We start from the raw sequence: 18,735 nt of genomic DNA, 5'->3' as shown, positions 1-18,735 counted from the left end.
CCGCCAGCTGAAGCATGAAGGGGCCGCCGCCAGGCGCCCCCGATGCCGGCACGCCACGCCTGTGGCGGCGCCGGCGACCGGGCTCACTCTCCGGCCGAACGCGGCGCCGAAGCGCGCCACACCAGCGCCAGTGCCAGCAGGCTCTGCAGCAGGTAGAAGCCGCTCGACACGCCGTGCAGCATGCCGAACTGCCCCTTGTAAGGCGATTCCGAAACGCCGACGCCCAGCGCCAGCGCCTTTTCCTTCAGGCCGGCCATGAACGGCTGGGTACCGAAGTAACCCGCCAGCACGCAGCACAGCATGCCCAGCACCAGCCAGCGCAGGCCACGGTAGCGATGGGCGCCGCGCCGGATCATCACATTGCACAGCACCAGCTGCAGCACGCCGATGGTCACTCCGACGATGGCTTCGGTGTGGAACAGGTGCCCGGCGATCATGCCTGCCGTCTCGCGGCTGGGCAGCACCGAAAACAGCGTCGGCGCCACCATGTAGCCGACGGTCCACAGGCTGCCCGCCCACACCACCGTCAGCAACAGGAAGATGCGGTGCGGCAGCGGTGGCAGGTTGTTATAGGAACTGGAGAACACGAGCCGGTCTTTCCGGTGGCCGGGCCAGGCGCCACGCCTGCCGGCCGCGCCGGCGTCAGATATAGCGTACGGTAATGACTTCGTACTCGCGCTCGCCGCCAGGGGCCAGCACGGTCGCGACGTCGCCTTCGAACTTGCCGATCAGCGCACGCGCGATCGGCGAGCTGACCGAGATCTTGCCGATGTCGATGTCGGCCTCGTCATCGCCCACGATCTGGTAGCTGACGGGACTGCCAGACTCCAGGTCTTCCAGGTCCACGGTCGCGCCAAAGACGATACGGCCGTCGGTATCCAGCTGGGTCGGGTCGATGACCTGCGCCGCCGACAGCTTGGCCTCCACTTCCAGGATGCGGCCTTCGATAAAGGCCTGCTTTTCCTTGGCGGCGTCGTATTCGGCGTTTTCAGACAGGTCGCCCTGGGCGCGGGCTTCAGAGATCGCATTGATCACCGCCGGACGCTCGACAGCCTTCAGGCGCTGCAGCTCCTCCTTCAGGAGCTCTGCGCCACGCTTGGTAATCGGAATGGTGCTCATGTCTTCGTTCAACAAAAAAATGAGCCGCAGCGGAGCTGGAGCCATCCCTGGCAAACCCCGCCAGGGCACTTCCGCTCAACCGCGGCTTTCAGACAGGATCGAATGCGGGCACGCCGCACCGATCGACGAATTTGACGTAGTTTAGGCCAGGAAGCCCGCCGGCAGCAACTCCGGCGGGCTTCCTGGGGTGGCCGGGCGCGGCGCGCCCGGCCTTTTGCGATGTGCTGTCGCCTTACCTTGCGGACATCAGGCCAGCGAAGCGTGCAGGCCCTGCAGGTCGTAGACCTCCAGGCTCTGCATGTGCTTCAGGCCTTCCACCGCGGCGCGGGCGCCGGCGATGGTGGTGTAGTAAGGAATGCGGTGCGCCAGCGCCGAGGTACGGATCGAGCGCGAATCGGCAATCGCGGTGCGGGTCTCGTCCACGGTGGTGAACACCAGCGCCAGTTCGCCGTTCTTGATCATGTCCACGATATGCGGACGGCCGTCCTTGACCTTGTTGACCACCCTGACCGGGATGCCGGCGGCCTCGATGGCCGAGGCGGTGCCGCGGGTGGCAACGATCGGGTAGCCCATGTCGTGCAGCATGCGGGCCACGCCGACGGCGCGCGGCTTGTCGCTGTCCTTCACGGTGATCAGCACGGTGCCCTTCTCGGGCAGGCGCGAACCCGCGGCCAGCTGGCTCTTGAACAGCGCCTCGCCGAAGGCCTTGCCCACGCCCATCACTTCGCCGGTCGAACGCATTTCAGGTCCGAGGACCGGATCGACGCCCGGGAACTTGTTGAACGGGAACACCGCTTCCTTGACGCTGTAGTACGGCGGGATGACCTCTTCGCCGATGCCCTGCTCGTCCAGCGACTGGCCGGCCATGCAGCGCGCGGCGATCTTGGCCAGCTGCATGCCGGTGGCCTTGGACACGTAAGGCACGGTACGCGAGGCGCGCGGGTTCACTTCCAGCACGTAGACGGTGTCGACACCGTTGTTCTGCTGGATCGCGAACTGCACGTTCATCAGGCCGATCACGTTCAGGGCCTTCGCCATCGCAGCGGTCTGGCGCTTCAGTTCGGCCACGGTCTCGGCCGACAGCGAGTACGGCGGCAGCGAGCAGGCGGAGTCGCCCGAGTGCACGCCGGCCTGTTCGATGTGCTCCATCACGCCGCCGATGAACACGCGCTTGCCGTCGCACAGGGCGTCGACGTCGCACTCGATGGCGTCGTTCAGGAAGCGGTCCAGCAGCACCGGGGAGTCGTTCGAGACCTTGACGGCCTCGCGCATGTAGCGCTCGAGGTCGCGCGGCTCATGCACGATTTCCATGGCGCGGCCGCCCAGCACGTAGGACGGGCGCACCACCAGCGGGTAGCCGATCTCCTCGGCCAGGCGCAGCGCTTCGTCCTCGGCACGCGCGGTGCGGTTGGGCGGCTGGCGCAGGCCCAGCTCCTGCAGCAGCTTCTGGAAGCGCTCGCGGTCTTCGGCCGCGTCGATCATGTCGGGGCTGGTACCGATGATGGGCACGCCGTTGGCTTCCAGGTCCAGCGCCAGCTTCAGCGGGGTCTGGCCGCCGTACTGCACGATCACGCCGACCGGCTTTTCCTTGTCGACGATTTCCAGCACGTCTTCCAGCGTCAGCGGCTCGAAGTACAGGCGGTCCGAGGTGTCATAGTCGGTCGACACGGTTTCCGGGTTGCAGTTGACCATGATGGTCTCGTACCCGTCTTCGCGCAGCGCCAGCGCGGCGTGCACGCAGCAGTAGTCGAACTCGATGCCCTGGCCGATCCGGTTCGGGCCGCCGCCCAGCACCATGATCTTCTTCTTGTCGGTCGGCTGCGCCTCGCACTCGCCATGCTCGGCCTCGTAGGTCGAGTACATGTAGGCGGTGTTGGTGGCGAACTCGGCCGCGCAGGTGTCCACGCGCTTGTAGACCGGGCGCACGTTCTGGGCGATGCGCGCCTCGCGCACCGCCTTGGCATCGGTCTTCAGCAGTTTGGCCAGGCGGCGGTCCGAGAAGCCCTTCTGCTTCAGGTAGCGCAGCTCGGCGGTCGACAGGCTGTCCAGCGTGCGCGACTTGACCAGGCCTTCAGTCTTGACGATGTCTTCGATCTGGGCCAGGAACCAGGGGTCGATGTCGGTCTCGGCATGGACCTCTTCCAGCGACATGCCCAGGCGGAACGCGTCGCCCACGTACCAGATGCGGTCGGGGCCGGCTTCGCCGATTTCCTCGACCACCTCATCGCGGTCCGATGACTTTTCGTCCAGGCCGTCGACGCCCACTTCCAGGCCGCGCAGGGCCTTCTGGAACGATTCCTGGAAGGTGCGGCCCATGGCCATCACCTCGCCCACCGACTTCATCTGGGTGGTCAGGTGGCTGTCGGCCTGCGGGAATTTCTCGAAGGCGAAGCGCGGCACCTTGGTGACCACGTAGTCGATCGAGGGCTCGAACGAGGCCGGGGTCGCGCCGCCGGTGATTTCGTTCTTGAGTTCGTCCAGCGTGTAGCCCACGGCCAGCTTGGCCGCGACCTTGGCGATCGGGAAGCCGGTGGCCTTGGACGCCAGCGCCGACGAACGCGACACGCGCGGGTTCATCTCGATGACGATCATGCGACCGTCCTTCGGGTTGATCGAGAACTGCACGTTGGAGCCGCCGGTATCGACGCCGATCTCGCGCAGCACGGCCAGCGAGGCGTTGCGCAGGATCTGGTATTCCTTGTCGGTCAGGGTCTGGGCCGGGGCCACGGTGATCGAGTCGCCGGTGTGGATGCCCATCGGGTCCAGGTTCTCGATCGAGCAGATGATGATGCAGTTGTCCTTCTTGTCGCGGACCACTTCCATCTCGTACTCTTTCCAGCCCAGCAGCGATTCTTCGATCAGCAGCTCGCGCGTCGGCGACAGGTCCAGGCCGCGCTTGCAGATCTCTTCGAATTCTTCGCGGTTGTAGGCAATGCCGCCGCCGCTGCCGCCCAGCGTGAACGACGGGCGGATCACGATCGGGTAGCCGCCGCTGCCGGTTTCCTGGGCAATGCGCGACTGCACGGCCATGGCTTCGTCCATCGAGTGGGCGATGCCCGACTTGGCCGAACCCAGACCGATCTTGGTCATGGCGTCCTTGAACTTCTGGCGGTCCTCGGCCTTGTCGATGGCTTCGGGCGAGGCGCCGATCAGTTCCACCTTGTACTTGTCCAGCACGCCATGGCGATGCAGGTCCAGCGCGCAGTTCAGCGCGGTCTGGCCGCCCATGGTCGGCAGGATCGCATCAGGACGCTCCTTCTCGATGATGCGCTCGACCACTTCCCAGGTGATCGGCTCGATGTAGGTCACATCGGCCGTGTTGGGATCGGTCATGATGGTCGCCGGGTTGGAGTTGACCAGGATGACCTTGAAGCCTTCCTCGCGCAGCGCCTTGCAGGCCTGGGCGCCGGAGTAGTCGAACTCGCACGCCTGGCCGATGATGATGGGGCCCGCGCCGATGATCAGGATGCTCTTGATGTCTGTGCGTTTTGGCATTGCACGCTCTCTTTATGGGCCGGTCCGCCTTGCCTGCGGACCGCGCCGGTAATCAGGGAATCCTTCCGGATTCAAAAATATCGTCTGGCTCAGTTCATCGTGGCCGTCGCCAGCTTGGCGCCGAAGCCGATGAACATCGCGCCTACCCCGCTGGACATGCCGGCCGACAGCCGGCGGCGGCGCCGGAACGCTTCGGCCAGCTTCGCGCCCACGAAAATGATCGTGGTCAGGTAGGCAAAGCTGCAGATCTGGCACACCAGCCCCAGCACACCGAACGACAGCACCGGGTACGCAAAGGCCGGGTCGACGAACTGGATGAAGAACGAGATGAAGAACAGGATGGCCTTCGGGTTCAGCAGGCTGATCAGCAGCGCCTTGCGGAACGGGTTGGACTGGTCGGGTGCGGGTGCGGGCGCGCTCGCCGTGGCAGGCGCGGCTTCGCCGCGCGCCGCCCAGTTGCGCAGCGCGCCGCGCAGCATGTTGAATCCAATCCACGCCAGGTAGGCCGCGCCGATGTACTTCACCACGTAGAACAGCGCCGGGCTGGCCTTGAGCAGCGACGCCACGCCCGCCGCCGACAGCACCATCAGCACGAAGTCGCCCAGGAACACCCCGCACGCGCCCTTGTAGCCGGCGCGCACGCCGCGCTGCGCCGCCACCGACAGCACATACATCGAGTTCGGCCCCGGCAGCAGCACGATGAAGATCGTGCCCAGCACGTAGGTCCAGAAATCGGTGATGCCGAAAGCGGTATGCATGAAGGCGTTCATGGGATGTCCCTGTGTCTGCGCTGTTCCCGGCTGCGCTTACTTGCGCGCGTCGGTCATCAGCTGGATAAAGCGGTCGAACAGGTAGGCCACGTCGTTCGGGCCGGGCGATGCTTCCGGGTGGCCCTGGAAGCAGAACGCCGGCTTGTCGGTCAGCGCGAAACCCTGCAGCGAACCGTCGAACAGCGACTTGTGCGTGACGCGCACGTTCGACGGCAGCGTGTCGGCGTCGACCGCGAAGCCGTGGTTCTGCGACGTGATCACCACGCGGCCGTCGTCCAGGTCCTTGACCGGGTGGTTGGCGCCGTGGTGGCCGAACTTCATCTTCAGGGTCTTGGCGCCAACGGCCAGGGCCATGATCTGGTGACCCAGGCAGATGCCGAAGGTCGGGATGCCGCGCTCGATGAACTCGCGCGTGGCGGCGATGGCGTAGTCGCACGGCTCGGGGTCGCCGGGGCCGTTGGACAGGAACACGCCGTCCGGATTCAGCGCCAGCGCGTCGGCGGCGCTTGCCTGGGCGGGCAGCACCGTGACCTTGCAGCCGCGCTCGGCCAGCATGCGCAGGATGTTGTACTTGACGCCGTAGTCATAGGCGACCACGTGGAACTGCGGCTGGTCCTGCTTGCCGTAGCCTTCGCCCAGCTTCCATTCGGACTGGGTCCACTGGTACGGTTCCTTGACCGAGACCACCTTGGCCAGGTCCATGCCGGCCAGGCCGGGGAACGAGCGGGCCAGGTCGATGGCCTTCTGGACATTGTCCTCGCCGGCCAGGATGCAGCCGTTCTGGGCGCCCTTCTCGCGCAGGATACGCGTCAGCTTGCGCGTATCGATGCCGGCGATGGCCACCACCTTTTCCTGCTTCAGGTAGTGGCCAAGGGTGTGTTCCTTGCGGAAGTTGGAGGCCAGGATCGGCAGATCCTTGATGATCAGGCCGGCGGCATGGACTTTCGTGGCTTCGACATCCTCAGGGTTGACCCCGTAGTTACCGATATGCGGATACGTCAGCGTGACGATCTGCCGCGAGTAACTCGGGTCGGTGAGGATTTCCTGGTAACCGGTGATGGCGGTGTTGAACACCACTTCACCGATGGTATGGCCGGAAGCGCCAATGGAATAGCCACGAAAGACCGTGCCGTCTGCTAGCGCGAGAATGGCGGACGGAAAAGACGGTAACACGGGTAGGCTCCTGCTGGACTCACCCCGTGACCGACCAATCGACGCCTCGTGCCTCCCAGGCCGGATCCGTGACGGCGGCAGCGGCATTGCGCCGATGCGGTCGGATCCGGTCGCGACATGCTCTTTGCGTCACATCAAGTGCGGACAGCAAAGGCGGCGCGGATGGGGGCGGCGGAAGGTGGAAAGCGGTAGGCGCTAGGGTGAAGGGTTCTGAAAGCGAAACTTTCGAATTATATCCCGCGCCACCCAATTTCTCAAGTTTTCAAGGACTTGCGCGCGGCAGGCGGCCGCACCGCCACGCCGGCGGCCCCCTCCCTGCCCTGCGCCAGCTGCATTACGCCTGCGGCGGCACGACCGCCGTGACCTCGATTTCCACCTTGGCGCGCGGCTCCACCAGGTCCGCGACCTCGACCGCCGTCATCGCCGGGAAGTGGCGGCCGATGATGGCTCGGTAATGTTCGCCGATCGCCCTGTAGGCACCGACATATTCCGCCTTGTCCTTCACATACCAGGTCATGCGCACGATATGCTCCGGCCGCGCGTCGCCGGCCGCCAGCACCGCGACCACATTGCGCAGCGCCTGCGCCACCTGCAGGCCGAAGTCGTCAGTTTCGAATTCACATTTGCCGGTCCAGCCGATCTGGCCGCCGACAAAGAGCAGGCGGCTGCCGACCTGCATTTCGGTCATGGTGCCGTTGGCGTAGCCACGCGGGGGGGCCCAGTCGGGCGGCTGCAGGATCTTCATGGTGTGTTCCTGTTGATATCTGTATCTGTCAGTAGATGGGGATGGAAACCGGGGTTCAGGCCTCGGCGACCAGATAAGCCGCCATGGCCTCGCGCACGGCATCGGGCAGCGGCTGTGGCGCGATTGCGCCGGTATCGACACAGACCAGCCGCTGCGTCACTTCCATGCGGGTATCGTCGTGCGGTCCGGCAAAGCGAATCGCCAGGGTGAAGCTGGATTGCCCGAGCTTCAGCACACGCAGTTCACGCGTCAGCACCTCGCCCAGCCGGCTGGGCGCCAGGAAGCGGCACTCCAGTTCGGCGGTGGGCACGCCGGCGCGGCCCTCTCCATGCATGGCATCGAACGGCCAGCCCAACGCCTCGCTGAACCAGTCTTCGATCAGGTCGTTGAGCATCTCGAAATAGCGCGGGTAGAACACAATGCCGGCGGCGTCGCAGTGCTTGAAGCGCACCAGCACGGTGCTGCGGAACACGGGACTCATGGCTTCCCCCCGTCGTTGTTGTCGCGACCGTTGCCGTTGCCCTGCTCCGCCATCTGCCGCAGCCGGAAGCGCTGCAGCTTGCCGGTTTCGGTGCGCGGCAGCGCCGGCACGAACACGATGCGGCGCGGATACTTGTAGGGCGCGATCTGGCGCTTGACGTAGTCCTGCAGCGCGGTGCGCGTGGCGTCGTCCGCGGCCGTGCCCTCGCGCAGCACCACATAGGCGGTGACCACCTGCCCGCGCTCATCGTCGGGGGCGCCGACCACGCCGCATTCGGCAACGGCCTGGTGCTGCATCAGCGCGCTTTCCACCTCCGGCCCGGCAATGTTGTAGCCGGCCGAGATGATCATGTCGTCCGAGCGCGACTGGTAGAAGTAGTAGCCGTCCTCGTCGGCCACGAAGGTATCGCCCGGCAGGTTCCAGCCCGCTTTCACATAGTTGGCCTGGCGCGGATCGTCCAGGTAGCGGCAGCCGGTCGGGCCCTGCACCGCCAGCTTGCCGACCTGGCCCGGCGGCAAGGGCTGCATGTTCTCGTCGACGATCTGCGCCACATAGCCGGGCACCACGCGCCCGATCGCGCCGGGCTTCACGTCGGCGCCGGCGCTGGAGATAAAGATATGCATCATCTCCGTGCCGCCGATGCCATCGGTCATCTCGATACCGGTGGCTGCCTTCCAGCTCTGGCGCGTGGCATCCGGCAGGGCCTCGCCGGCCGACACGCTCTTCTGCAGGCTGGACAGGTCATAGCGCGGTGCCAGCGCGGCCATCTGCCGGTAGAAGGTCGGCGCGGTAAAGACGATGGTGGCGCGGAAATCCTGGATCAGTTCGAGCAATGTCTCTGGCGTCAGCTTCTCGGCCAGCACGGCGCTGGCGCCGATGCGCAGCGGGAAACACAGCATGCCGCCCAGCCCGAAGGTAAAAGCGATCGGCGGCGTGCCGCAGAACACATCGTCCGGCTGCGGGCGCAGCACCTGGCGCGGGAACAGGTCGCACATGGCCAGCACGTCGCGGTGGAAGTGCATGGTGCCCTTGGGCTGGCCGGTGGTGCCGCTGGTGAAGGCGATCAGGCAGACATCGTCGCTGGCGGTGTCGCAGGCGTCGAAGGTCTGCGGCTTGCCCGCCATCGCCGCCTCGAGCGAACCCTCGCCTTCACCGTTGAAGTACAGCGCGCGTGCCAGGCTCGGGCAATGGAACTCGCCGCCCGCCTGCTGGTTGGCATCGAGTTCCTCACGCAGCCGCGCATCGCACAGCGCGGCGCTGACGTGGGCCTTGTCGATGATCTGCTTCAGTTCCTTGGCGCGCAGCAGCGGCATGGTCGGCACCGCGATCAGCCCGGACTTGACGGTAGCCAGCCAGCTGGCCGCCATCATCAGGTTGTTGGGTCCGCGCAGCAGCACGCGGTTGCCCGGCACCAGCTTCATGTCCTCGACCAGCACATGGGCGATGCGGTTCACCAGCGCCGCCAGCTGCGCATAGGTGACCGTCTCGATCTTCCCTTCGCGGCGATGGCGGATGGCGATGCGCTCGCCGCGGCCCTCGCGCACGTGGCGGTCGACCAGCTCCACCGCGGCGTTCATCCGCTCCGGGTAGTCGGTGTCGGTATTGAAGCGGAACACCGGCCACGTGTCGGGCGGCGGCAGGCGGTCGCGCGCGAAGGTATCCAGGTGGGCTGTGGTCGCCATGACTTGTCTCCTGTCTGCTCTGTATCGGTACGGCAGTTCGTGGGCAGCTCGCGGGCGCGTCAGGCCTTGCGCCCGGCCAGCGTCTCGCGCGCAATGATCAGCTTCTGCACTTCGGTGGCGCCTTCATAGATGCGCAGCGAGCGGATCTCGCGGTACAGGCTCTCCACCCGCGTGCCGACCTTGACGCCAAGGCCGCCGAACATCTGCACCGCGCGGTCGATCACCTGCTGCGCGTTCTCGGTCGCCACCATCTTGGCCATGGCCGCCTCGCGCGTGGTGCGCTGGCCCTTGACATCGCGCAGCCAGGCCGCGCGGTAGGTCAGCAGCGCCGCGGCGTCGATGGCGGTGGCCATGTCGCCGATGGCGGCCTGCGTGAGCTGCAGGTCGGCCAGCACGCCGCCGAACATCGGGCGCGCGCAGGCGCGTGCCAGCGCGTCGTCCAGCGCGGCGCGGCCGAAGCCCAGCGCAGCCGCCGCAACCGACGCACGGAAGATGTCGAGCGTCATCATCGCCACCTTGAAGCCCTGCCCCGCCTCGCCCAGCCGGTTGCCCACCGGCACGCGGCAGTTGTCGAAACGCAGCGTGGCCAGCGGATGCGGTGCCATCACGTCGATGCGTTCGGCGATGGTCAGGCCCGGCGTATCCGCGTCCACCACGAAGGCGGAGATGCCGCGCGCGCCCGGCGCCTCGCCGGTGCGCACGAACACGCAGTAGAAGTCGGCGATGCCGCCGTTGGAAATCCAGGTCTTGGCGCCATCGATCACATAGTGGCTGCCGTCATCCGACAGCCGTGCGCTGCACTGCATCGCGGCGACATCGGAGCCGGCCTCCGGCTCCGACAGCGCAAACGCTGCAATCGCCTCGCCGCGGGCCACGCGCGGCAGGTAGTGCGCGCGCAGCGCGTCGCTGCCGGCCAGCGAGATCGCCCCCGAGCCCAGCCCCTGCATGGCAAAGGCGAAGTCGGCCAGGCCGTCGTGGCGCGCCAGCGTCTCGCGCAGCAGGCACAGCGAGCGCGAATCCAGCGCGGGCAGCGCACCGCCGTGCGCGGCCGGCACGCAGTAGCGCAGCCAGCCGGCCTCGCCCAGTTGCCGCACCAGTGCGCGGCAGGCGGCATCGGTATCGCTGTGGTCGACATGCAGGTGCTGCGCGCACCAGGCGTCGAGTTCGCGCTCGAGCGTGCGGTGCGCGTCGTCGAACAGCGGCAGGTCCAGATAGGTCTTGTCGGACATGGCGGCTCAGTCCCCTTCGAATACCGGCTTCGTCTTGGCGACGAAGGCCTCGTAAGCGCGGCGGAAGTCGCGCGTCTGCATGCAGATGGCCTGGGCTTCAGCCTCGGCTTCGATGGCCTCGTCCAGCCCCATGTTCCATTCCTGGTGCAGCAGCTTCTTGGTCACACCGTGGGCAAAGGTCGGGCCGGCGGCCAGTTGCGCGGCCAGCGCCTGCGCCTGCGCCAGCACCGCTTCGGACGGGTGCAGCGCGTTGAAGAAGCCCCACTGCAGGCCCTCTTCCGCGCTCATCGCGCGGCCGGTGTAGAGCAGTTCGCTGGCGCGGCCCTGCCCGATCACGCGCGGCAGCAGCGTGCACGCGCCCATGTCGGCGCCGGCCAGGCCGACGCGCGTGAACAGGAACGCGGTCCTGGCCTGCGCCGTGCCCAGGCGCATGTCGGAGGCCAGCGCCATCATCGCGCCGGCACCGGCGCAGATGCCGTCGACCGCGCTGACCACCGGCTGCGGGCAGGCGCGCATCGCCTTGACCAGGTCCCCGGTCATGCGCGTGAAATCGAGCAGCTCCGGCATGGTCATGCGCGTCAGCGGGCCGATGATCTCGTGCACGTCGCCGCCCGAGCAGTAGTTGCCGCCCGCGCCGGTCACCACCACCGCCTTGATGTCGCTGGCGTAGCACAGGCCGCGGAACAGGTCGCGCAGCTCGGCATAGGAATCGAAAGTCAGCGGGTTCTTGCGCTCAGGACGGTTCAGCGTCACGGTGCCGACCTTGCCGTCGCCGGACACCGACCACAGGAAGTGCTTCGGCACATAGCCGGCAAAGCTGCGCTTGTGGTGGCGCATGTCGAGTGCGATGTCTGTCATGGGTTTCTCTCGTTGTCTGTTGCAGTCGGTCTGGTTCAGCCCGCCATCACTTCGCCGCCGGCGACGGGAATCGCCTGGCCGGTGATCGCAGCAGCGGACGGCTGGCACAGCCAGGCCACCGCGTCGGCCACTTCCTCGGGCTGCACCAGCCGGCGTTGCGGGTTGCGCGCGGCCAGTTCGGCGCGCGCCTGTTCCTCGGTGCGGCCGGTCTTGCCGACGATATTGGCGACCGCGTCGCGCACGATGTCGGTTTCGGTATAGCCCGGGCAGACCGCGTTGACGGTCACGCCCCTGGCCGCGGTTTCCAGCGCCAGCGCGCGCGTCAGGCCGATCACGCCGTGCTTGGCCGCGCAGTACGCGCTGACGTAGCCATAGCCGATCAGCCCCGCCGTGCTGGCCACATTGACGATGCGGCCCCAGCCCGCGTCGAGCATTGCCGGCAGCGCCGCCTGCGTGCACAGGAAGGTGCCGGTCAGGTTCACGTCCAGCATGCGCTGCCACAGCGCGGCATCGGTCTTCAGGAACGGTGCGCTGTGCGCCTGGCCGGCATTGTTGACCAGCATCGACACCGGCCCGGCCTGCTCGGCGGCGGCGGCAAAGGCATGCGCCACGCTGTCGGCATCGGCGATATCGGCCGTGACAAAGGAGACGGCGGCGCCTGCGGGGGCAACCTCACGCAGTGTCTGCACGGTCGCCTGCAACGCGCCGGCATCGCGCCCCAGCAGCGTCACGCTGGCGCCATCGGCCAGCAGCCGGCGCGCGATCGCCGCGCCGATGCCGCGCCCGCCGCCGGTGACCAGCGCGTGGCGTCCTGACAATGAACCCGTGCTGCGCGTCATCCCTGCTTCTCCTGCGCCGCGGCGCGTTCCAGGTTGGTTTCGAGTTGCCGCTTGCCGGCCTGGTACTGCTTGGGCCAGGCGATATCGCGGTAGCCGATGCGCGCCGCTTCCTGCAGCGTCCAGGCCGGGTTGGCCAGGTGCGGCCGCGCGATCGCGCACAGGTCGGCGCGGCCTGCGGCGACGATCGAGTCGACATGGTCGGCCTCGAAGATCGCGCCCACCGCGATGGTGGCGATGCCGGCCTCGTTGCGGATGCGGTCGGCAAACGGGGTCTGGTACATGCGGCCGTAGACCGGCGCCTGGTCGGGGCTGACCTGCCCGGACGAGCAGTCGATCATGTCGGCGCCGGCGCCCTTGAAGGCGCGCGCGATTTCGACCGCGTCGTCGGGCGTGATGCCGCCTTCCACCCAGTCGTGGGCCGAGATACGGACCGACATCGGCTTGTCTTGCGGCCAGACCGCGCGCACCGCGGCAAACACCTCGAGCGGGTAGCGCAGCCGCGCCGCCAGCGAGCCGCCGTACTCGTCCTCACGCGTATTGGCCAGCGGCGAGATAAAGCTCGACAGCAGGTAGCCGTGCGCGCAGTGCAGTTCCAGCCAGTCGAAGCCGGCCTCGGCAGCGCGGCGCGCGCTGGCGACGAAGTCATCGCGCACGCGGTCCATGTCTTCGCGTGTCATCTCGCGCGGGGTCTGCGATTCGCCCGGCAGGTAGGGCAGCGGCGAGGCCGACATCACCGGCCAGTTGCCTTCCGGCAGCGGATGGTCCATCGCCTCCCAGCCGAGCTGCGTCGAGCCCTTGCGGCCCGAGTGCCCGATCTGCATGGCGATGCGTGCGTCGCTGTTGGCATGCACGAAGTCGACGATGCGCCGCCAGGCATCGCGCTGTGCGTCATTCCACAAACCCGGGCATCCGGGCGTGATGCGCGCATCGGGCGAGACGCAGGTCATCTCCGCCACCACCATGCCGGCGCCGCCGAGCGCGCGCGAGCCCAGGTGGACCAGGTGGAAGTCGCCCGGCACGCCGTCGGTGCACGAGTACATCGCCATCGGCGATACCACCACGCGGTTCTTCAGCGTGACCCCGCGCATGCGGAACGGCGTGAACATCGGCGGCAGCGGCTGGTGCTCGCGCAGGCGCAGGCTGTCTGCCGGCACGCCGGCCTGCTGCCCCAGCCAGTGTTCGAACTGCGCCACGTAGTCGGCGTCGCGCACGCGCAGGTTCTCATGCGAGATGCGCTGCGAGCGGGTCAGCAGCGAGTAGGCGAATTGTTCCGGCGGCAGGCTGCCGGCATAGCGCTCGACGTTCTCGAACCATTCGGTCGAGTTGCGCGCCGCGTTCTGGATCTTCAGCACCTCCACGCCGCGCGTGGCTTCGTAGCGCGACAGTGCATCGGGCAGGCCGTCATGGCCCTTGCCGCGGATCTCTGCGGCCAGGTCGATGGCGTCTTCCAGCGCCAGCTTGGTGCCCGAGCCGATCGAGAAATGCGCTGTGTGCGCGGCATCGCCCATCAGCACCACCGGCACGCGGCGGCCGTCGGGCAAGGTGTTCCAGTGCACCCACTGCCGGCAGATCACACGCGGAAAGCGGATCCAGATGGCCGAGCCGCGCAGGTGCGCCGCATTGGTGATCAGCTTGTTGCCGTCGAGGTAGCGCGCGAACAGATTCTCGCAATAGGCCACGCCCTCTTCCTGGCTCATCTGCTCGATGCCCGCGGCGCGCCAGACCGATTCCGGCGCCTCCACGATAAAGGTCGAGGTGGTGTCGTCAAAGCGGTAGGCATGCGCCTGGAACCAGCCGTGCTCGGTCTTCTCGAAGGCAAAGGTGAAGGCGTCGAAGAGCTTGCGCGTGCCCAGCCAGACAAAGCGGCACTGGCGCGTATCGATATCCGGCTGGAACGTGTCGGCGTAGCGGGTGCGGATGCGGCTGTTCAGGCCGTCGGAGGCGATCACCAGGTCGGCCTGGTATTGCATCGCCAGCGCCTGGTCGTCGGACACATCGGTCTCGAACACCAGCTTCACACCCAGCGCCTCACAGCGCGCCTGCAGGATATTGAGCAGCCGCTTGCGGCCGATGCCGATAAAACCATGGCCGCCGGAGCGGATGGTGCGCCCGCCGATATGGATGTCGATATCGTCCCAGTGGTTGAAGGCCGCGTTGATCTCGGCGGCACTGACGGGGTCGGCTTCCTTCAGGTTGTCCATGGTGGCGTCGGAGAACACCACGCCCCAGCCGAAGGTGTCGTAGGGCCGGTTGCGCTCGACCACGATGACCTCGTTGGCCGGGTCCTGCAGCTTCATCAGCAGGCCGAAATACAGGCCTGACGGGCCACCACCAATACAAAGCACTCGCATTTTTTGCCTCCTGCCGGCTGCGCCGCGGCACCTTGCCGAGGGCCGCATCGTGATCTACATCATGTCTAAATATTTTATGCTTCAAATATTAGTCTGCATCACGACCGATGGCAAGGACGCGATGCAGTGTGCCCTGCAAGGCACCCCATCGCCGCCCGAGCCGCCCCGCTCAGCGCAACCTAGCCCTTCAGCGCCGCCTGCAACTGCTCCAGGGCGCCCGGATCCTCAATCGTCGTGAGATCGCCGGGATCGCGCCCTTCGGCCACGGCTTGCATGGCGCGCCGCAGCAACTTGCCCGAACGCGTCTTGGGCAGCGCATTCACAAAGAAGACGCGTGCCGGCCGGGCCACGGCGCCCAGTTGCTGCTCCACCGTTCTCATCAGCTCGCCCTCCAGCACCAGCCGCGCTTCGGGCGTGGCCGTGCGCGCCGGATCACGTGCGATGCAGAAGGCCATCGCCACCTGCCCTTTGAGCGCGTCGTGCACGCCCACCACCGCCACCTCGGCCACGGCGGCGTTGGACGACAGGCTTTCCTCGATCTCGCGGGTGCCCAGGCGGTGGCCGGCCACGTTGATCACGTCGTCGGTGCGGCCCAGGATAAAGACGTAGCCGTCCGCGTCGCGCACGCCCCAGTCGAAGGTCGAATAGCACAGCCGGTTGGGCACCGCCTGCCAGTAAGTGCGCACGAAGCGATCGTCGTCGCCCCACACCGTGCTCATGCATCCGGGCGGCAGCGGGCCGTCGATGGCGACCACGCCCTTCTGCCCCGGCGGGCATTCCGCACCGGTGTTCTCGTCGACGATCTTCAGGTCATAGCCATAGGCCGGCACGCCGGGCGAGCCCAGCTTGGGCGGCAGCGGCTCGATGCCGCGCTGGATCGCCAGGATGGGCCAGCCGGATTCGGTCTGCCAGTAGTTGTCGACCACCGGCTTGCCCAGGCCGTCCTGGATCCAGCGCGCGGTGGGCTCGTCCAGCGGCTCGCCGGCCAGGAACAGCAGGCGCAGGCTGGACAGGTCGTAGTGGCGCAGCCAGGCTGGGTCCTGCTTCTTCAGCACGCGGATGGCGGTCGGCGCGCTGAACATCAGGTTGACCTGGTATTGCTCCACCAGCCGCCACAGGATGCCGCCGTCCGGGCGGATCGGCGTGCCTTCGTACATCAGCGTGGTCATGCCGGCCAGCAGCGGCCCATAGACGATATAGCTGTGCCCCACCACCCAGCCGATATCCGACGCGGTGAACATGGTGTCGCCAGGCTTGCCGCAGAAGATGTATTCCATCGACGTGGCCAGGGCCACCGCATAGCCGCCGGTATCGCGCTGCACGCCCTTGGGCTTGCCGGTGGTGCCGGAGGTGTAGAGCACGTACGACGGCTCGCTCGATTCCAGCCACACGCACGGCACCTGCGTGCCGGCCACGCGCTCGCGCCAGGCGGCATAGTCTTCGTCGCGTCCTTCGGTGCGCGGCATGTCCGCCAGTTGCCGGTCCACCAGCAGCACCTTTTCGGGCTGGTGCGACGACAGCCGGATGGCCTCGTCCAGCAGCGGCTTGTATGGCACCACCTTGCCGCCACGCGAGCCGGCGTCGGCGCTGACCACCACGCGCGGGCGGGCATCCTCGATGCGCGCCGCCAGGCTGACCGAGGCAAAGCCCCCGAACACCACCGAATGGATCGCGCCGATGCGCGCGCACGCCAGCATCGCAAACGCGGCCTCCGGGATCATCGGCATATAGATCAGCACGCGGTCGCCCTTCCGCACGCCCAGGCCCTGCAGGATTGCCGCCATGCGGCTGACCTCGTCGTGCAGTTCGGCATAGGTATAGGTGCGCGCCTGGTCGGTCTCGGTCGAGACCCAGTGCAGCGCCGGCTGGCTGGCGCGGGCCGCCAGGTGGCGGTCGACCGCGTTGTGGCACAGGTTGGTGCGCCCGCCCACGAACCACCGCGTAAAGGGCGCGCGGCTGTTGTCCAGCACCTGGCTGAACGGGGTTTCCCAGTCAATGCGTGCCGCCTGCCCGGCCCAGAACCCCTCGGGGTCGGCCAGCGAACGGGCATGCACGGCATGGCTTGCCGTCATGTCTGTCTCCTCCGCGTCTGCGGTCATTTGTGATATGGCCGTAGTTTGCCACCGGCGCGGGTGCGCGTGGATACAGTTTGGGAGGGGCGCCGCACGGCGGCGGAGCCGGCACATGAAAAAAGGGGCGTGCCGAAGCATCGCCCCTTTTTTACCCGGTGCGCCGGACCAGCCGGCGCCCGCTTGCGTCAGTGGGTCTTGGCCTTGGTGCCGGCCTTGGCCGACGCCTTGACGGTCGGGCCGGCCTTGGCCTCGCGCGTCACGCGCGCCGGCGCCGTCCTGGTGGTGTGCCGCGGCGCGGCCTCGACCACAACGCGCTTGCGCGGCTCCGCCTTGCCCTTGGCGGAAACCCGGACGATGCCGCCCTTGCCGGCCTTGCTGCCATGTTCCGGGCGCTCGGAAATCTCCGCGCGCTCGGCCCGGTCAGCCTGCTCGGCACGTGCCGCCCGCACCGCGCCGGCGCCGCGCACCGGCACCATCAGCACCAGGCTCTGCCCGGCGACCAGCTTGGTGCCGGAGAGCTTGTTCCACGACTGCACCTGCCCCGCCGACACGCCATAGCGGCGCGCCACCGAGGCCACCGTGTCGCGCCGGCTGGCGCGCACCACCACGCGGCGCGCATCCGGCAAGTCGGGCTCCATCGCCAGCATGGCGCTGTCGGCCAGGGTCGCGCTGATGTCCTGGTCGTGCGGGCCCGAACGCGGGATCATCACGGTCGAGCCCGCCTTCAGGCGCATGCCCTTCGGGATGCTGTTGATCTCGCGCAGCGTATCGGCGTCGACGTTCAGGCGCGCCGCCAGGGATTCAACGCGCTCGCGGCTGTCCACCGTCACCGCGGACCAGCTCGACAGCCCGCCGCGATAGGTGTTCAGGTTGTATTGGAAGCGCTCGGCGTTATCGAACGGCAGCAGGATCTGCGGGTTCGACGCGCCCAGGATCACCGGCCGGTTGAACGACGGGTTGAGCGCCTTGAACTCCTCCAGCGACATGTCCGCCAGCCTGGCCGCCAGGTTCACGTCGATATCGCGCGACGTGGTCACGGTGACAAAGTACGGGTGGTCGGGGATCTCAGGCAGCTTGACGCCGTACGCCGCCGGGTTGGCGATGATGTTCTTGACCGCCTGCAGCTTCGGCACGTAGTAGCGCGTCTCGTTGGGCATGGGCAGGCTGGCGTAGTCGGTCGGCAGCCCGCGCGCCTGGTTGCGCGCGATCGCGCGCGACACCGCGCCCTCGCCCCAGTTGTACGCCGCCAGCGCCAGCTGCCAGTCGCCGAACATGTCATAAAGCCGCGCCAGGTAGTCCAGCGCGGCGTCGGTCGAGGCCAGCACGTCGCGACGCTCGTCGCGGAACATGTTCTGCTTCAGGTTGTACGTCTTGCCCGTGCTCGGGATGAACTGCCACATCCCGGCCGCCTTGGCGGTGGACTGCGCCTGCGGGTTGAATGCGCTCTCGACGAACGGCAGCAGGGCCAGCTCGGTCGGCATCTTGCGCCGCTCCAGTTCCTCGACGATGTGATAGAGGTAGCGGCTTGAGCGCCCGACCATCCGCTCCATGTATTCCGGCCGCTGCGCATACCACTGGGTGCGGTCATCGACCAGCGTACCCTCCAGGTCCTGCATGGCAAAGCCGCGCCGGATACGGTCCCAGATGTCGTTGGAAGGGCCGCGCATCCAGTCCAGGCCACCCCGGTCGGCATTGATCGTGGCAGAGGACGGCAGCGCCGACTTGTCGCTGAGCGAGTTGAGCGGATCCTGGCGCTTGGCAGTCTGGGCGGTCGCGGCGCCGTTGGCGCCATCAGGCGGCGTGGGGGTGCTGGCGCACGCTGCAAGCAGCGCGGCGCACGCGACCACCGCCAGTAATCGACCAATTTTCATTAAGTTCTCGAATCGTGACGCTAAAAAGATGCGTGATGCTAAAAAAAACC

At 67.3% G+C, this 18,735-nt stretch carries 14 protein-coding genes; all 14 read right to left on the bottom strand.

Annotated elements, in window-relative coordinates; translation table 11 throughout:
* Positions 1 to 83: 83 nt before the first annotated feature.
* Positions 84 to 587, bottom strand: a complete 504-nt coding sequence (locus ACZ5MJ_RS05510) for a DUF4149 domain-containing protein (protein ID WP_464222816.1) — start codon at positions 585 to 587, stop codon at positions 84 to 86.
* 55 nt (positions 588 to 642) lie between these two features.
* A complete protein-coding gene (greA, locus tag ACZ5MJ_RS05505; RefSeq protein WP_316150524.1) occupies positions 643 to 1,119 on the bottom strand; it encodes a transcription elongation factor GreA in 477 nt (158 codons plus the stop codon).
* 246 nt (positions 1,120 to 1,365) lie between these two features.
* Positions 1,366 to 4,614 carry a carbamoyl-phosphate synthase large subunit gene (gene carB, locus ACZ5MJ_RS05500; RefSeq protein WP_464222815.1) on the bottom strand — a complete coding sequence of 1,083 codons (3,249 nt, stop codon included), beginning with the start codon at positions 4,612 to 4,614 and terminating at the stop codon, positions 1,366 to 1,368.
* Positions 4,615 to 4,703: 89 nt separating this feature from the next.
* Positions 4,704 to 5,384, bottom strand: coding sequence for a leucine efflux protein LeuE (leuE, locus tag ACZ5MJ_RS05495; protein ID WP_432257540.1), 681 nt, complete (start codon positions 5,382 to 5,384; stop codon positions 4,704 to 4,706).
* A gap of 36 nt (positions 5,385 to 5,420) precedes the next feature.
* Positions 5,421 to 6,557 (bottom strand): glutamine-hydrolyzing carbamoyl-phosphate synthase small subunit, encoded by a 1,137-nt coding sequence (carA, locus tag ACZ5MJ_RS05490; RefSeq protein ID WP_464222814.1) that lies wholly within the window; start codon positions 6,555 to 6,557, stop codon positions 5,421 to 5,423.
* A 334-nt stretch (positions 6,558 to 6,891) separates the two neighbouring features.
* Positions 6,892 to 7,302, bottom strand: coding sequence for a RidA family protein (locus tag ACZ5MJ_RS05485; RefSeq protein ID WP_078197003.1), 411 nt, complete (start codon positions 7,300 to 7,302; stop codon positions 6,892 to 6,894).
* Positions 7,303 to 7,357: 55 nt separating this feature from the next.
* The gene (locus ACZ5MJ_RS05480) at positions 7,358 to 7,783 is read right to left on the bottom strand and encodes an acyl-CoA thioesterase (protein WP_464222813.1); all 426 of its coding nucleotides are present in this window, start codon (positions 7,781 to 7,783) and stop codon (positions 7,358 to 7,360) included.
* The gene (locus ACZ5MJ_RS05475; RefSeq protein WP_464222812.1) at positions 7,780 to 9,465 is read right to left on the bottom strand and encodes an AMP-binding protein; all 1,686 of its coding nucleotides are present in this window, start codon (positions 9,463 to 9,465) and stop codon (positions 7,780 to 7,782) included. The genes ACZ5MJ_RS05480 and ACZ5MJ_RS05475 overlap by 4 nt, the downstream gene beginning before the upstream one ends.
* A gap of 59 nt (positions 9,466 to 9,524) precedes the next feature.
* A complete protein-coding gene (locus ACZ5MJ_RS05470) occupies positions 9,525 to 10,694 on the bottom strand; it encodes an acyl-CoA dehydrogenase family protein (RefSeq protein WP_456808381.1) in 1,170 nt (389 codons plus the stop codon).
* Positions 10,695 to 10,700: 6 nt separating this feature from the next.
* Entirely contained in the window at positions 10,701 to 11,552 is an 852-nt protein-coding gene (locus ACZ5MJ_RS05465) for an enoyl-CoA hydratase family protein (RefSeq protein ID WP_464222811.1), read from the bottom strand.
* A 35-nt stretch (positions 11,553 to 11,587) separates the two neighbouring features.
* On the bottom strand, positions 11,588 to 12,391 hold the full coding sequence (locus tag ACZ5MJ_RS05460; protein ID WP_464222810.1) for an SDR family NAD(P)-dependent oxidoreductase: 804 nt from the start codon (positions 12,389 to 12,391) through the stop codon (positions 11,588 to 11,590).
* Complete coding sequence (locus ACZ5MJ_RS05455; protein ID WP_464222809.1) at positions 12,388 to 14,742, bottom strand: bifunctional salicylyl-CoA 5-hydroxylase/oxidoreductase; 2,355 nt, start codon at positions 14,740 to 14,742, stop codon at positions 12,388 to 12,390. The genes ACZ5MJ_RS05460 and ACZ5MJ_RS05455 overlap by 4 nt, the downstream gene beginning before the upstream one ends.
* A 179-nt stretch (positions 14,743 to 14,921) precedes the next feature.
* Positions 14,922 to 16,814: a propionate--CoA ligase gene (locus ACZ5MJ_RS05450; protein WP_464222807.1), complete on the bottom strand. Its 1,893-nt coding sequence runs from the start codon at positions 16,812 to 16,814 to the stop codon at positions 14,922 to 14,924.
* A gap of 185 nt (positions 16,815 to 16,999) precedes the next feature.
* The gene (locus tag ACZ5MJ_RS05445; protein ID WP_464222806.1) at positions 17,000 to 18,685 is read right to left on the bottom strand and encodes a transglycosylase SLT domain-containing protein; all 1,686 of its coding nucleotides are present in this window, start codon (positions 18,683 to 18,685) and stop codon (positions 17,000 to 17,002) included.
* Positions 18,686 to 18,735: the final 50 nt, after the last annotated feature.

This window comes from Cupriavidus sp. LA-1 (genome assembly GCF_055385985.1).
The sequence above is the reverse complement of the archived record's forward strand: the minus strand, read 5'-3'. Positions and strand labels throughout refer to the sequence as shown.